The sequence below is a fragment of the Nocardioides sp. NPDC057577 genome, assembly GCF_042801335.1.
In the GTDB taxonomy this organism is placed as follows: domain Bacteria; phylum Actinomycetota; class Actinomycetes; order Propionibacteriales; family Nocardioidaceae; genus Nocardioides.
Map to the genome: position 1 here is coordinate 13253 of NZ_JBHVGB010000060.1, position 15645 is coordinate 28897.

General features: G+C 70.9%; 13 protein-coding genes. 10 read left to right on the top strand and 3 right to left on the bottom strand.

The window, feature by feature from the left end; all coding sequences use genetic code 11:
• The first annotated feature begins 117 nt into the window (after positions 1-117).
• Positions 118-537, top strand: coding sequence for a single-stranded DNA-binding protein (locus ACFU7D_RS14145; RefSeq protein ID WP_378731127.1), 420 nt, complete (start codon positions 118-120; stop codon positions 535-537).
• Here the strand turns inward: ACFU7D_RS14145 and ACFU7D_RS14150 are convergent.
• A complete protein-coding gene (locus ACFU7D_RS14150) occupies positions 534-1694 on the bottom strand; it encodes a DUF1015 family protein (RefSeq protein ID WP_378867972.1) in 1161 nt (386 codons plus the stop codon). The genes ACFU7D_RS14145 and ACFU7D_RS14150 overlap by 4 nt on opposite strands.
• 67 nt (positions 1695-1761) lie before the next feature.
• Between ACFU7D_RS14150 and ACFU7D_RS14155 the strand changes: the two genes are divergently transcribed.
• From ACFU7D_RS14155 to ACFU7D_RS14185, 7 genes are all read left to right on the top strand, one after another.
• Entirely contained in the window at positions 1762-2808 is a 1047-nt protein-coding gene (locus tag ACFU7D_RS14155; protein WP_378867973.1) for an HAD-IIA family hydrolase, read from the top strand.
• Positions 2805-3077, top strand: coding sequence for a hypothetical protein (locus tag ACFU7D_RS14160; RefSeq protein ID WP_378867975.1), 273 nt, complete (start codon positions 2805-2807; stop codon positions 3075-3077). The genes ACFU7D_RS14155 and ACFU7D_RS14160 overlap by 4 nt, the downstream gene beginning before the upstream one ends.
• Positions 3078-3088: 11 nt before the next feature.
• Complete coding sequence (locus tag ACFU7D_RS14165) at positions 3089-3952, top strand: TlyA family RNA methyltransferase (RefSeq protein WP_378867977.1); 864 nt, start codon at positions 3089-3091, stop codon at positions 3950-3952.
• Positions 3949-4944: an NAD kinase gene (locus tag ACFU7D_RS14170; protein ID WP_378731116.1), complete on the top strand. Its 996-nt coding sequence runs from the start codon at positions 3949-3951 to the stop codon at positions 4942-4944. Before ACFU7D_RS14165 ends, ACFU7D_RS14170 begins: the two co-directional genes overlap by 4 nt.
• Complete coding sequence (recN, locus tag ACFU7D_RS14175) at positions 4937-6700, top strand: DNA repair protein RecN (protein WP_378867979.1); 1764 nt, start codon at positions 4937-4939, stop codon at positions 6698-6700. Before ACFU7D_RS14170 ends, recN begins: the two co-directional genes overlap by 8 nt.
• Positions 6701-6870: 170 nt before the next feature.
• Positions 6871-8802, top strand: coding sequence for a putative cytokinetic ring protein SteA (steA, locus tag ACFU7D_RS14180; RefSeq protein WP_378867981.1), 1932 nt, complete (start codon positions 6871-6873; stop codon positions 8800-8802).
• A gap of 14 nt (positions 8803-8816) precedes the next feature.
• Positions 8817-10535, top strand: coding sequence for a CTP synthase (locus ACFU7D_RS14185; RefSeq protein WP_378731110.1), 1719 nt, complete (start codon positions 8817-8819; stop codon positions 10533-10535).
• Between the two features lie 157 nt (positions 10536-10692).
• On the opposite strand, the gene ACFU7D_RS14190 is transcribed toward ACFU7D_RS14185, so the two are convergent.
• Both ACFU7D_RS14190 and pepN read right to left on the bottom strand, forming a co-directional pair.
• Positions 10693-11166: an SRPBCC family protein gene (locus ACFU7D_RS14190; protein WP_378867983.1), complete on the bottom strand. Its 474-nt coding sequence runs from the start codon at positions 11164-11166 to the stop codon at positions 10693-10695.
• Between the two features lie 70 nt (positions 11167-11236).
• Positions 11237-13675, bottom strand: a complete 2439-nt coding sequence (gene pepN, locus ACFU7D_RS14195) for an aminopeptidase N (RefSeq protein WP_378867985.1) — start codon at positions 13673-13675, stop codon at positions 11237-11239.
• 22 nt (positions 13676-13697) lie between these two features.
• Between pepN and ACFU7D_RS14200 the strand changes: the two genes are divergently transcribed.
• Positions 13698-14336, top strand: coding sequence for an NUDIX domain-containing protein (locus tag ACFU7D_RS14200; RefSeq protein WP_378867987.1), 639 nt, complete (start codon positions 13698-13700; stop codon positions 14334-14336).
• A 129-nt stretch (positions 14337-14465) separates the two neighbouring features.
• A complete protein-coding gene (gene ald / locus ACFU7D_RS14205; protein ID WP_378867989.1) occupies positions 14466-15581 on the top strand; it encodes an alanine dehydrogenase in 1116 nt (371 codons plus the stop codon).
• Positions 15582-15645: the final 64 nt, after the last annotated feature.

Consider the following 15645-nt stretch of genomic DNA (forward strand, 5'->3'; position numbering starts at 1 on the left):
CGGACGGGCCGATGACCGTCCACAGGCCCGGTTCGGACCGGGGTTCTCCACAGGCCGCACAGACCCGGGCGGAACTGTCGGTGCCCCTGATCAGGATGGTGGTCGGAGGTGATCGAGATGACGGTCGCAAGGGTAGAGAAGGAGCCATCACCCGACGATGGCGAGCGGACGGGGCCGGCCGGCGGGCTGGCGACGGTCAACGAGGTGCGGTTGATCGGTCGGCTGTCGCTGGCCGCTGAGGAGAAGGACCTGCCGAGCGGAGATCAGCTGACCGCGTTCCGGGTGGTCGTGAACAGGCCACGCGACAAACGCCGGGGGAGCCGGGTGCAGATCGATGCGCTCGAGTGCCACACCTGGGTCGCCCGGGTTCGCCGAGCGGCGATGACCTGGCAGGTCGGAGACGTCATCGAGGTCAACGGCTCCCTCCGTCGCCGTTTCTTCAAGACCGGTGGCCGGCTGCAGTCGATGACAGAGGTGGAGGTGTCGTCGGCCAGACGGGTGAGCAGAGCGGCCGCCGCGACCAGGCAGGCCAGCTAGTGTCGCGACTTCTCCAGCCGCGCCGAGTCCAGGAGGCGGATGAGCACGCCAGGGTGCGGCTTGGGCTGGAAGGAGGTCGCCTTCTCCGGGAGGAGCTGCCCGATCGAGGCGGAGGAGAGGATGGTGTCGAAGGTCGGTGCCGCCAACAGCACGGCGACGTCGCGCCCCGGGCGGGCCCGCTTCAGCGCGGCGTCGACCTGGTGGGCGTGCAGCACCCGCGACGGCTGCCTGCGCAGCTCCGGGAGGACGCGGTCGTGCAGATAGCCGACATCGCCGGTGATCGGACTCGTGGCGGTGTCCACGTCGAGGGTGGCCCAGCCACGGCCGTCGCTGAGCACGATGACACCGGGTCCGAGCCTGCTCAGAGCGGCGTCGCGGCCGCCGGCGGTCCACCCGGCGCCGACGGACTCGGCCGCGGCCCGTAGGTCGCGCAGGTTCACCCCGGCCAGCACCCGATGGATCGCTCCGAGCTGCAACGGCGTGTCGTCCTGGTCGATGAGCATCGCCAGACCGAAGTCGGTCGCAGCGCCGTCGCCGGGCTCGGCGAGGCCCTGGAGCTCGGCGTAGGCAGCGTAGCGGTGGTGCCCGTCGGCGATCAGAGCCTGCTGGCTCGCCCAGGCGGTGCGCAGCTGACCGAGCAGCGCCTCGTCGGTGATCGCCCAGACGCGATGGTGCTGGCCGCCGTGGTCGTCGTACTGCTCCTCGGGAGTGCCGCTCTGCACCTGGTCGAGCAGGGCTGCGACTCCGTCGGGCGCGTGGTAGGTGAGCAGGATCGGCGCTGGGTGCACCCGCATCTGCCGCATCCGGGAGGCGAGCTGCTCGGCCTGGGCGGTGTGTACGCCCTCGTGGGGGATGACCGCGGCCTGACCGGGGTCATCGGTGCGGTGGGAGACGTCGAGGATCCCGACGACGCCACGCACGGTGATCCCGGCCGCGGTGTACTCGTGGAGGTAGAGCGCGAGGTCTCGGTGCTGGCGCAGATCGCCACGTGCCAGCCACGAGCTGATGCGGGAGGCGACCCCCCGATAGGGACGTGAGTAGAGCCGCGCGGAGGTCGGGTCCCCGATCCGCGAAGGCGCCAACGAGAGCGCTCGAAATGGCTCCAGACGCAGCGGACGCCCGAGGTACGGCGCCCTGACCACACCCGTATCGTCCATCCGCACATCGTAGGGTCACACTGGTGCCATTCGCCGAACCCCCGACTCAGAGAAGGAACAACGCGCGTTGACCAGCCATCAGTTGAAGGGCTCAGCCCAGGTGCTCGCCGCAGTCCATGACGTCGCGATGCTCGACCTCGACGGAGTGGTCTACATCGGCGGCTCAGCGGTCCGGCGCGCCCCCGAGTCGCTCGCCGCCGCCCGCGAGGCCGGGCTCAGGCTGGCGTTCATCACCAACAATGCCGCCCGGCCTCCGGCCAAGGTCGCCGACAACATCCGCAACCTCGGGATCGAGGCGACCGCCGAGGACGTGGTCACCTCGGCGCAGGCTGCCGCGCGTGTCCTGGCCGAGCGGCTCGCCCCGGGGGCGAAGGTCGTCAACCTGGGTGCCGCCGGCCTGCGCGAGCCGCTCGAAGACGCCGGCCTGGTGCCGGTGGCCGTCGACGAGGACGCCGAGGCGATCGTCACCGGCTACAACCCCGAGCTGTTGTGGAAGGACATCCTGCGCGCGGCCGTGCGGATCAAGGACGGGCTCTTCTGGGTCGCCAGCAACACCGACATGACCTTCCCGGCGGCCTACGGGATCGCGCCCGGCCATGGCGTCCTGGTCGACACCCTGCGCCGCTTCTCGGGCGTCGAGCCGGTCGTGGCGGGCAAACCGTCGCGACCGCTGCTGGACGAGACCATCCGGCGCACCGGGGCTGATCACCCGCTGATGGTCGGCGACCGGCTCGACACCGACATCGAGGGCGGTCGCAACGCCGGCATCGACACGCTGCTGGTGCTCACCGGGGTCACCGGGCTCGAGGATCTGGTCGCGGCCGAGCCGCAGCGGCGGCCGTCCTACATCTCCGCCGACCTGGGCGGGCTGTTGGAGGCCCACTCGGCGCCGGAGACCGACGGCACGGCCGCGCGGCTCGGCGGCTGGACGGCAGAGGTACGCGACGGCGAGCTGCGGGTCACCGGCGAAGGGAGCGCCGACGACTGGTGGCGGGTGGCCGCGGCCGGCGCCTGGGCTCACCTGGACGCCACCGGATCGGTGGCCACGATCGGCGCACAGGCCGTGCCGCCTCGCCCGGATGCCGGCGACGGGACGGTAGTCTCAGCCCCATGAGCGAGCAGTACTTCGACGAGACTCCGGCCGAGGCCCCGGCCATGCCGGGTGGCGCCGGCACGGCGCCGCACACCGGTGTCGCCCGCGTCGACGCCGTGCTCGAGACGCTCGACCGGCTCGACGAGCTGCCGTTGAGCGAGCACGTCGGCGTCTTCGAGGCCGCTCACACCGAGCTGCGCCGCGCCCTGGATCCCGACACCGGGGCCCACGACGCGATGGCCCGGATCGCTGCGGCCTCCGGCGAGCCCCAGCCGACCGACCAGCCCTGAGAGGCGAGCGCATGCCTCCTCGCCGCCTCCGTCTCGACGCCGAGCTGGTCCGGCGCAAGCTGGCCCGGTCCCGCGAGCACGCCAGCGAGCTGATCGCCGCCGGGCGGGTCACGGTCTCGGGGAATCGAGCCACCAAGCCGGCCACGGGCGTCACCACCGACATCGCGATCGTGGTCACCGAGGACCCCGACCGTCCGGACTTCGTCTCTCGCGGCGGGCACAAGCTCGCCGGAGCGCTCGCGGCGTTCGAACCGCTCGGGCTCTCGGTCAAGGGCCGCCGCTGCCTCGACGCCGGTGCGTCGACCGGCGGGTTCACCGACGTACTGCTGCGTAACGAGGCCAAGCAGGTCGTCGCCGTCGACGTCGGCTACGGCCAGCTCGCCTGGCGGCTGCAGCAGGACGAGCGGGTCGTCGTCCACGACCGCACCAACATCCGTGATCTCTCCCTCGACGTGATCGGCGAACCCGTCGACGCCGTCGTGGGCGATCTCTCCTTCATCTCCCTCGAGCTCGTCCTGGACGCGCTGATCGGGGTCACCAGCCCCGACGGCGACCTGGCGCTGATGGTCAAGCCCCAGTTCGAGGTCGGCAAGGACCGGGTCGGCAAGGGTGGCGTGGTCCGCGACCCGGCCCTGCGAGCCGAGGCCGTCAACGCCGTCGCCGCGGCCGCCGCCCAGCGAGGCTGGGGCGCACGCGCGGTCACCACCAGCCCGCTCCCGGGCCCGTCGGGCAACGTCGAGTTCTTCCTCTGGCTACGCCGCGGCGAGGCCACAGTGACCGAGGACGAGATCGAGGAGGCCGTCCGCGAGCAGCGCGGTCTGGAGAGCCCCGCAGCCGGGGAAGTGTCGGTGCCGTCTGAGAAGGTTGATCCGTGAGCGAGCCCGAGACCCCTGCTGGGGACCCAGCGCCTGCGGACCCGGCCGAGGTTCGGCGCGTCCTCATGCTCATCCACACCGGTCGCGAGGAGGCCCGCGAGGTTGCCCTCGCCTGTGCCAAGTCGCTCGCGGTCCACGGCATCGTGGTCCGGGTGCTGGCCAGCGAGGCCGCCGACCTGGGCATCGACCCGGCTGCGTACGAACCGAAGCTCGAGCTGGCCGCCGAGGAGCACGACGCGAGCCGCGACTGCGAGCTGGCGCTGGTCATCGGTGGCGACGGCACCATCCTGCGCGCTGCCGAGATCGTCCAGCCCCACCGCACCCCGGTGCTCGGGGTGAACCTGGGCCATGTCGGGTTCCTGGCCGAGGCGGAGTACGACGACGTCGAGTCGACGATCGAGGCGATCGTGCAGCGTCGCTACACCTCCGAGGACCGGCTCGCGCTCGAGGTCAGCGTCTTCGAGGACGGTCAGAAGGTCTTCCGGACGTTCGCGGTCAACGAGGCCAGCGTCGAGAAGGCCGCGCGCGAGCGGATGCTCGAGGTCGTCGTCGAGATCGACGGCCGGCCGCTGTCGAGGTGGGGCTGCGACGGCGTCGTCTGCGCGACCCCGACCGGTTCGACGGCCTACAACTTCTCCGCTGGCGGCCCGGTCGTGTGGCCGGGCGTCGAGGCGCTGCTGCTGACCCCGATCAGCGCCCACGCCCTCTTCGCCAGGCCGATGGTGGTGGCGCCGACCTCGGTGCTGGCCGTCGAGGTCATCTCGCGCGCCGACGGCGTCGGCGTGCTCTGGTGCGACGGTCGGCGTTCCTACGATCTGGGCCCCGGCGCCCGGATCGAGGTCACCCGGGGGGTGGAGCCTGTCAGACTCGTCCGCCTGCACCAGGCTCCGTTCACGGATCGTCTGGTGCGGAAGTTCGGACTGTCTGTGGAGGGATGGCGAGGCGCCGCGGAACGGCGTCCGTTCAGGATGAACGGAGGCGAGAATGCTTGAGGAGATCAGGATCTCCGGACTCGGGATCATCGAGTCCTCGACCCTGGAGCTCGGACCGGGGCTGACCGTGGTGACCGGTGAGACCGGCGCGGGCAAGACCATGATCGTGACCGCGCTCGGGCTGCTGCTCGGCGGCCGCGGTGACGCCGGCTCGGTCCGCAAGGGCAAGAAGGCCGCCCGGGTCGAGGGCGTCATCGACGCCCGGTCGCTGCCCGGCGTGGTCGAGGCGACCGAGGAGGCCGGGGGAGAGGTCGAGGAGGGCCGCGTCCTGGTGGCGCGCACCGTCGCCGCCGAAGGCCGGGCCCGGGCGTACGTCGGCGGAGCGACCGTCCCGGTCGCGACCCTCGGCTCGGTGACGTCGCCGCTGGTCGCCGTCCACGGCCAGTCCGACCAGCACCGGCTGCTGCAGCCGCGTGCCCAGCGCGACTCGCTGGACCGCTTCGGAGGCGACGCGGTCGCCAAGCTCATCGCGGCCTACGGCGACATCCACGCCGAGCTCCAGAAGGTGGAGCGAGAGCTCGACGAGGTCACCACCCACGCTCGTGAGCGGGCGCAGGAGGCCGACCTGCTCCGCTTCGGCCTCGGTGAGGTCGAGGAGGTTTCGCCCGAGTCCGGCGAAGATGTCACCCTCGCCCAGGAGGAGGAGAAGCTCGGCTACGCCGACACGCTGCGCACCGCCGCCGAGCAGGCTCGCGAGGCGCTCTCCTCGGAGGTCGACGCCCCCGACGCGCTGGGCGCCATCTCGGCCGCGCGCCAGGCCCTCGACGGCGTGCGTGACCACGACCCCGAGGCCGCCGGGCTGGCCGACCGCCTCGCCGAGGTCTCCTACCTGCTCTCCGACCTGGCCGCCGACGTCGCCTCCTACGCGACCGCGATCGAGACCGACCCGGCTCGGCTGTCGGTGGTCTCCGAGCGCCGCGCGGCGCTGACCGCGCTGACCAGGAAGTACGGCGAGACCATCGACGAGGTGCTCGCCTGGGCCGAGACCGGCGCCAAGCGCCTGCTCGAGCTCGACTCCGACGATGACCGGATCGAGGAGCTCCGCGCCGACCGGACCAGGCTGCGAGCAGCCCTCGCCGAGGCCGGCCTGGCGCTGTCGGACGCCCGTGCCGACGCGGCCGGAGCCCTGGCGGAGGCGGTCAGCGACGAGCTCACCGGCCTGGCCATGCCCCATGCCCGATTGGTGGTGGACGTACGCCAGAAGGAGACCGACGCGCCTGCATCGGAGGACGAGCCACACGCGCCGCTGAAGGTCGGTTCAGGCAAGAACGGCCGCTGGCTGCGCTACGGCTCCAACGGCCTCGACGAGGTCGAGCTGCTGCTGGCCGCCAACACGGGTTCGGAGCCCCGTCCGCTCCACAAGGGTGCCTCCGGTGGTGAGCTCTCCCGGGTGATGCTGGCGATCGAGGTGGTCCTGGCGGCGACCAGCCCGGTCCCGACCTTCGTCTTCGACGAGGTCGACGCCGGCGTCGGCGGCACCGCCGCGGTCGAGATCGGTCGCCGTCTCGCCCACCTGGCCCGCACCGCCCAGGTCCTGGTCGTCACCCATCTGCCCCAGGTCGCCGCCTTCGCCGACCACCATGTCGCCGTCGAGAAGACCAGCGACGGGGTGGTCACCAGCTCCGGTCTGACGGTCCTTGGCGACGAGTCCCGCGAGCTCGAGCTCTCCCGCATGCTGGCCGGGCTGACGGCTTCCGACACGGCCATCGCGCACGCCCGCGAGCTCCTCGAGGTGGCCCGCGCGGCGAAGGCCTGACCCCGCCGAAACCTCGGTTCTGGCGACCCGAGTCGGTCGTTGTGGCGAACGACACACGCCACAACGACCGATTCGCCCGCCAAACGCGCGCATTCGGCCGCCACGACGACCGACTCGCCGGATGGGAGATCCGGGGACGCGCCGTGGCGCCGGGGGAGGATTGGCGGGACATGAGACTGCCTACTCGCCAGATTCCCTCCGTGCTCCCGGGCATCCGCGGCACGCTCCGCTCGGGGCGGCCGACCAGGGCGCTGATCCCGCGGCTCAAAGAGGGCGACATCGCGGTCATCGACCACGTCGACCTGGACCGGACCACCGCGCTGGCGATCGTCGCCAAGGGCGTGATCGCCGTGGTCAACGCCCAGCCGATGGTCTCGGGCCGCTACCCCAACCGGGGCCCGCAGACGCTGGCCGACGCCGGGATCGAGCTGATCGACAAGATCGGCGAAGCCGGGTTGGAGAAGCTGGTCGACGGGCGCAAGGCCCGGATCCTCGACGGTGAGATCTTCGACGGTGAGCAGCTGCTGACCTCGGGCCGCGCGCTCGACCAGGAGTCCCTCGACCACGACCTCGAGGACGCCAAGCGTGGCCTGAGCTCCCACCTGGAGCTCTTCACCCACAACAGCAGCGAGCTGCTCAAGCGCGAGGAGGAGGTGCTGCTGCACGGCAGCGGCGTACCCCCTCTGGACACGCCGCTGGCCGGTCGGCCGGTCGTCGTGGTCGCCGACCATCCTGACCTGGGCCGGCTCCTGGGCGACCTCGCCGGCTTCCTGCGCGAGCAGCGCCCGGCCGTCATCGCGGTGGGTCCCGCGGCGAAGAGGCTGACCAAGAAGCAGGTACGCCACGCCGTGATCGTCCTGGGCCCCGATACCGACACCTACCCCGAACCGAAGGTGCTCACCAGCGCAGCCGAGGTCGTCCTCGCGCCCGGCGCCTCCGCGAGCGAGAACGCCACCGAGCTCCTCGACCGGATCGGCGTGCAGCCGAAGCGGTTCGAGTCCGCCCTCGCCCCCGACGACGCCGCCCTGCTGGTCGCCTACGCCCAGCACCCCTCGCTGGTGGTCGGGGCCGGGCTCAGCACCACGCTGACCGACTTCCTCGAGGACCAGCGCCCGGGCCTGGCCGGCACCTACCTGACCCGGCTCGCGCTCGGCCCGACGCTGATCGACGCCTCCGCGGTGCCGGCCGTGCGCCGCAAGGATCCCCGCAGCCGCCGGCTCGTCCTCCCGGTCCTGGCCGCGGTGACGGCGCTGGCGATCGGTGTGCCCGCCGGCATCTGGGCCGCCGACCACGATCTCACCGCGATCGGCACCGGAATCGTGAGCAGAGCCGGCGACGGGGCCGCGGCGAGCCCCACCTCCGGCGAGAGCGAGACGAAGGGCGCGAAGGATCCCCAGCAGAGCGCCGAGGCCCAGTTCGTCGCCGAGGCCGGCGACGCGCTCCTGCCCGGCCGGCTCACCGGCCAGAAGGTCGCCGTCGTCACCCTTCCCGGCGCCAACCAGAAGGCGGTCGCAGCGCTCGCCGGCAACATCGAGGCGGCCGGCGGCGAGACGACGGGAGTGCTCGACGTACGACCGAATCTGCTGGACCCCGACCGCAAGCAGTATGTCGACAGCCTGGCCACCCAGCTGGTCAAGCAGCTGGGCCGCGGCGACGCGGGGCAGGCGACCTACCAGCGGATGGGCCAGGTGATCGGAGAGACCTACGCCGGCACCAAGCCGCCCCCAGCGTTCGACCAGCCCGCCAAGACCGCCGCTGTGGCGTTGCTCACCGGCGACCTGGTCAAGGCCCAGGGACGACCGACCGGCCCGGCAGGCCTCGTCCTGGTCGTCCTCGGCGAGGACAGCGAGGACACGACCGCGGTCGAGGGCCTGGTCGAGGGCTTGGGCGCGACCACGAAAGGCCTGGTCGTCACGGCACCCACAGAATCTGAGACCCTCGAGACGCTCCGCGCCAACGACTGGCCGGGCTGGTTCGCGTCGGTCGACGGCATCGAGACCACCACCGGTCAGATCGCCGCTCCGCTCGCGCTGGCTCGACAGACCAGCCAACAAGGTGGCGATTTCGGTGCGTCAGGTTTCGGTGGCCTGCTGAAGCATTGATAGGATTGAGGCCCATGAAGTCGGCGAGCTTGACCAAGCACATTTTTGTCACCGGGGGCGTCGCCTCCTCATTGGGAAAGGGCCTGACGGCATCGTCCCTCGGCCGCCTTCTCCGTTCGCGTGGCCTGAGCGTGACCATGCAGAAGCTGGACCCGTACCTCAACGTGGACCCCGGCACGATGAATCCGTTCCAGCACGGTGAGGTCTTCGTGACCAACGACGGTGCCGAGACCGATCTCGACATCGGCCACTACGAGCGGTTCCTCGACACCGACCTGGTCGGCCACGCCAACGTGACCACCGGGCAGGTCTACTCCAACGTGATCGCCAAGGAGCGCCGCGGCGACTACCTCGGCGAGACCGTCCAGGTGATCCCGCACATCACCGACGAGATCTCCGAGCGGGTCCTGGCCATGCACGGTCCCGAGATCGACGTGGTGATCACCGAGATCGGCGGCACCGTCGGCGACATCGAGTCGCTGCCGTTCCTCGAGGCCGCCCGCCAGGTGCGCCAGCGCCTCGGCCGCGACAACGTCTTCTTCGTGCACGTCTCCCTGGTGCCCTACATCGGCCCGTCCAAGGAGCTGAAGACGAAGCCGACCCAGCACTCGGTGATGGCGCTGCGCCAGATCGGCATCCAGCCCGACGCCATCGTGTGCCGTGCCGACCGCGAGCTGCCCGAGGGCATCAAGCGCAAGATCGCGCTCATGTGCGATGTCGACGAGGACGCCGTGGTGACCGCCGCCGACGCCCCGAGCATCTACGACATCCCGAAGGTGCTCCACCGCGAGGGCCTGGACGCCTACGTCGTGCGCAAGCTCGACCTGCCCTTCCGCGACGTCGACTGGGCGCTGTGGGAGGACCTGCTCCGCCGGGTGCACCACCCCAAGGAGGAGCTCACCATCGGGCTGGTCGGCAAATACATCGACCTTCCCGACGCCTACCTGAGCGTCGGCGAGGCGCTGCGCGCCGGCGGCTTCGCCAACGAGGCCAAGGTCAACATCCGCTGGATCCCCTCCGACGAGTGCGAGACCCCCGAGGGCGCCGCCAAGAACCTCCACGACGTCGACGCCGTCTGCGTTCCCGGCGGCTTCGGCATCCGTGGCCTGGAGGGCAAGCTCGGCGCGCTGACCTACACCCGCACCCACCAGATCCCCACGCTCGGCCTGTGCCTGGGGCTGCAGTGCATGGTCATCGAGTACGCCCGCAACGTGCTCGGCCTGGAGAAGGCCGACTCCACCGAGTTCGACGCCGAGACCCCCGAGCCCGTCATCGCGACGATGGAGGAGCAGAAGGCGTACGTCGAGGGCGCGGGCGACCTCGGTGGCACCATGCGCCTGGGCCTCTACCCGGCCGAGCTCAAGAAGGGCTCGATCGCGGCCGAGGTCTACGGCGAGACCTCCATCGAGGAGCGTCACCGCCACCGCTACGAGGTGAACAACTCCTACCGCGACCAGCTCGAGGACGCCGGCCTGGTCTTCTCCGGCCTCTCGCCCGACAACCAGCTCGTCGAGTTCGTCGAGCTGCCCCGCGACGTTCACCCCTACTACGTCTCCACCCAGGCCCACCCCGAGCTCCGCTCGCGGCCGACCCGCCCGCACCCGCTCTTCGCCGGGCTGGTCAAGGCGGCCCTGGACCGGCAGAAGGAGCAGCGGTTCCCGATCGACGAGTCGAACCTGCGCCGCGAGGTCAACGAGGTCGAGCTGCCGGAGTCCGAGCCCGCGTCGATGTGAGGAACGAACATCGGCGCAACGCGAGGAGGTCGAGCGAGCGCAGCGGGTGAGCTTGCGAACCCGCGGAAGCGGGTCGAGACACAATGTCGACGCCTGAGATCGACTGACAGAGCCCCTGGGGCCGGCGGACGCCGGCCCCAGGGGCTCTGAGTCTGTCCTAGCGACGTACCTCGCCGGTCGGCTTCACCTCGCCGCGCCATGCACCGGTCGCGGTGCCGCGGTTCTCGATGAAGTCCTTGAACCGTTCGAGATCGCCCTTCGCCCTCATGTCGACGATCTTGAGCACGTCACCGGTTTTCTCGACAGCGCCCTCGGGCTCGTACTCCAGGCGGAGCGTCACCTTGGTCGTGTTCGCCATCTGATCCGGGGTGAAGGACACCGTCCCCTTGTTCTTGGCGCCCTCCACGGCGCGCCAGGTGATGCGGTCATCGGGAACCTGGTCGACGATCTCGGCGTCCCACTCGCGGGTCACACCGCCGATCTCGGCCTTCCAGTGCAGGTGCTTGTCGTCGAGCTGCTGGACCGACTCGACGCCCTCCATGAACTGGGGGAACGACTCGAACTGGGTCCACTGGTCGTACGCGGTGCTGACCGGGACTGCGACCTGGACGCTCTTCTCGATGGTGCTCATGTCGTAACTCCTTCTCGGTTGCGTACGACATTTGGGTACCCGCCACTCTCGCGGGCCATACCTTTTCGACTCACAGCGCGCGGGCTGCGACCTGCCGTGAGTGCACGTCGGCCATGCGGATGATCGTCTGGCGTACGAACGGGACCAGCGTGTCGCCCTCGCAGGCGGCCCGCGCGGTGGCGGCGACGTCCTCGCCGGCCTGTGCCGGGTAGAACCGCAGCTGGAGGCCGTAGGCGAGCAGCCCGCCGCCGCGGATCTCGCGCACGGCCTCGAGGTAGCGCTGGGCGTACGGCGCCAGGATCTCGTCCTGGCCGGGCCGCCAGAACGCCGAGCTCAACCCGTAGGCGCTGTCGGTGCGCGGCAGCCGACGCTCGACCATGGTCACCTGCCAGGCCTCCTCCTTCGCCTCCGCGAGCGGCTGTGCGGTGCGTACGGCCAAGGCACTGACCCACGACTCGGGGTCTGGGTCGCGCGCCTCCAGCGCGGCGACCGCCTCGGCGTCGTAGTCGCCCGTCTCGGCACGTCGTCCGAGCAGCCGCCAGGCCACCTGTACGTCCTCGGTGGCCCCTTCCTCGGCGAGCGCGAGCTGCTCGGGTGTAAACGCGTGCGCGGCGAGGACGCGGAGAGCGGTGTCGCGGTTGGCCGGGTCCACGGCGAGCGCCGCGGCCGCTTCGGCGACCAGCGCGCGCTGCTCTGCGACGCGCTCGGGCGCCGTCCACAGCTCGGCGGCGGTGACCGCCATGCTCAGGAACTCGCCGGTGACCTGCGGGTTGCGCTCGCGCTCGAGGACCGAGAGGACGCGCGAGACGACCTCGGGGCCGGCGATATCGCCGCGGAACAAGGCGGACCAGGCGCTGTTGACCGCGACCGCCCGTGCCACCGCGTCGGGCAGCAGACCGGCGTTCTGGCCGAGCCAGGCCTCGCTGGCCTCGTCCGAGCGCACCGCCGCGAAGGTCACGTCGGTCGCGTTGACCAGGTGTGCGGCCGCCTCGGGGAGCGAGACCGCGACGGGCTCGCCCGCCACGGTGACCGGGGTGGTCGCCAGCAGCGCGCCGGAGGCGTCGTAGGAGGCGATGTCGAGCCGGTGCGGACGCACGGTCCCGTCGGCACCGGTGACCGAGACCTTGCCGTCGGCGAGGGTGATCACGTCGGTGCCGGCGTGGTCGAGCCACGCGGTGGTCCAGTCGGAGAGATCCTTGCCCGCCGCCGCGCCGAACGCGCTCATGAGGTCGGACAGGACCGTATTGCCGTAGGCGTGCTCGGCGAAGTAGGCCTGCAGCCCGGCCAGGTAGGCATCCTCGCCGATGTAGGCGTGCAGCTGCTGCAGCACCGCCTGGCCCTTCATGTAGGTGATCGCGTCGAAGTTGGCCATCGCGACGTCGACGCGGGGAACCACCCCGCGGATCGGGTGGGTGGCGGGCGTCGCGTCGATGTCGTAGCCCGCCTTCTTCTCGGTGAGCGCGATCGAGGCCCACACGTCGGCGTAGTCGGGGAGCGCGGCCGAGGCCCACACGGCCGCCCAGGAGGCGAAGGCCTCGTTGAGCCACAGGTCGTCCCACCAGCGCATCGTGACCAGGTCGCCGAACCACATGTGGGCCATCTCGTGCAGGACCACGTTGGTGCGCTCGGTGCGGTCGGCGTGGGTCGGCGCCGTGCGGAAGAGGAACATGTCGCTGTGGGTGACCGCGCCCCAGTTCTCCATCGCGCCACCCATGTCAGGCACGAAGATCTGGTCGTAGCGTCGCTGCGGGAACGGCATCCCGAACTTCGTGCCGAACCAGGCCAGCCCGTGCTCGGTGACGTCGAGGATCTCCTCGCGGTCCCGCTCGAGCTGGCTCGCCAGCGACTGACGGGCATAGAGTCCCAGGTCGTAGCCGCCGCGCTCGGCACGGACCTCGACGAACGGCCCGGCGTTGACCACCACGACGTACGTCGAGAGCGGGGGAGTGTCTTCGAAGACCCAGGTCCGCGCGCCGGCTGCCGGGTCGGAGACCTCCGCGGGCGCGGAGTTCGACAGCACGGTCCACTGGTCCGGCGCGGTCACGGTGAACCCGTGCACCGCCTTGAGGTCCGGCTGGTCGAAGCAGGCCCACAGCCGGCGGGCGTCGTCGGGCTCGAAGGAGGTCCACACGTAGACGTTGCCGTCGGAGGGGTCGACGGTGCGGAGCACGCCCTCGGAGGCGGCGGTGTTGGACTGGGAGGCGGTCACGACCAGGGTGTTGGCCTCGGCGAGGTCCTCGAGCGGGATCCGCCCGGCGCTGATCGTGGCGAGATCGAGCGCGGTGCCGTTGAGCATGGCCGCCGAGACCTCGGCCACGCAGTCGACGAACGTGCTCGAGCCCGGGGTGGCGGAGAAGGTGATCGTGGAGACGCTGGAGAGCGTCTCGCCCTCCAGCAGCCCGGTCAGGTCGAGCGAGATGTCGTAGCGCTCGACGGTGACCGTGGCGGCCCGTTCGGCCGCCTCCTCCTGGGTCAGTGAGGCAGGGGCGGCGGGGGAGGTCTCAGACATGAGCCGAGGGTAGCCTCGGGCCATGACACCGGACGCAGGATTTTCCGACTCGACGGCCGATACCCACGGGCCGCTCACCGAATGGGACGTCCCCGAGAGCTGGCCGGTGGTCTCGAGCGAGGACCTTCATCGTGACGGCTGGGTGGTCGCGCTCCGCGCCGACCGGATCAACCGGCCCGGCCACGAGGACGAGGAGCCGTTCCGGCGCCTGGTCGTCGAGCACCCTGGTGCCGCGGTCGTGCTGGCCCTGGACGAGGACGAGCGCGCCCTGGTCATCACCCAGTACCGCCATCCCGCCCAGCGGCGCTTCGTCGAGCTGCCGGCCGGCCTGATCGACTTTCCCGGCGAGGACCCGCTCGACGTCGCCGTACGCGAACTGCGCGAGGAGGTGGCCCATGAGGCGGCCGAATGGACGCCGCTGCTCTCGACCTACGCCACGCCCGGGCTCACCGAGGAGATCCACCACTTCTTCCTCGCCCGCGGCCTGACCGCGACCGACCGCGACGGCTTCGAGCTCGAGCACGAGGAGGCCGAGATGAGCATCCACTGGGTGCCGTTCGAGGAGCTCCTGGAGGCGGTGCTCACCGGCAAGGCGACCGACTCGCCGGTCGTCCAGGCCGTGCTTGCGTACGCCGCCCTCAAGTCGCGTGGCAGAGTCTGATCAGGCGCCCGGTCAGGACCGAGTTACGTGGTTTTGGTGACTTGCGCCACACCGGGTTAGACATGCCGCATCAGGCGGCGAACATCCGGCTGACCCGTAACCCACGGACCACCACATTCAGGGGAAGAAATGAGAATCGGCGTACCCAAGGAAGTCAAGAACCACGAGTACCGGGTGGCGATCACCCCCTCGGGTGTCCACGAGCTGGTGGCCAACGGCCACGAGGTCTTCGTCCAGGCCGGTGCCGGTGTCGGCTCCTCGATCTCTGATGCCGAGTACGCCGCGGTCGGCGCGAAGATCCTCGGCGACGCGGACGAGACCTGGGGCAACGCCGACATGGTGCTCAAGGTCAAGGAGCCGGTCGCGGAGGAGTACCACCGCCTGCGCGATGGCCTGACCCTGTTCACCTACCTCCACCTGGCCGCCGACAAGCCGCTGACCCAGGAGCTGCTGGCCAAGAAGGTCACCGCGATCGCGTACGAGACCGTCGAGCTGCCCAACCGGGCGCTGCCGCTGCTCTACCCGATGTCGGAGGTCGCCGGCTGCCTGGCGCCCCAGGTCGGCGCCTACAACCTGCTCAAGGCCCAGGGCGGCCGCGGCACGCTGATGGGCGGCGTCGGCGGTGTCGCCAACGCCAAGGTCGTCATCATCGGTGCCGGTGTCTCCGGGCAGAACGCCGCCAACATCGCGCTCGGGATGGGCGCCGACGTGACGCTGCTCGACACCGACCTGGAGAAGCTGCGGATGTCGTTCTGGCGCTACTCCAACCAGGTCCACGGGCTCGCCTCCAACAAGCTCGCGCTCGAGGAGCAGGTGCTCCAGGCCGACCTGGTCATCGGCGCCGTGCTGATCCCCGGCGCTGCCGCGCCGAAGCTCGTCACCAACGAGCTGGTCTCGCGGATGAAGCCCGGCTCGGTGCTCGTCGACATCGCCATCGACCAGGGCGGCTGCTTCGAGGACTCCCACGCCACCACCCACGCGGACCCGACCTACCAGGTCCACAACTCGACCTTCTACTGCGTGGCCAACATGCCCGGTGCGGTCCCGAACACGTCCACCTACGCGCTCACGAACGCGACGATGCCGTACGCCGTCGCGCTTGCCAACAAGGGCTGGACCCAGGCGCTGCGTGACGACGCCGCGCTCGCCAAGGGCCTCAACACCCACGCCGGCCAGCTCACCAACGCCCCCGTCGGCGAGGCCGTCGGGATCGACGCGGTCGCGCTCGACTCCGTCCTGGCCTGAGGTAGGAACCCGCCGAGTCGGCTCGTTCTGACAGCTGAATCTGCCGAGTCGGCTCGTCATGACG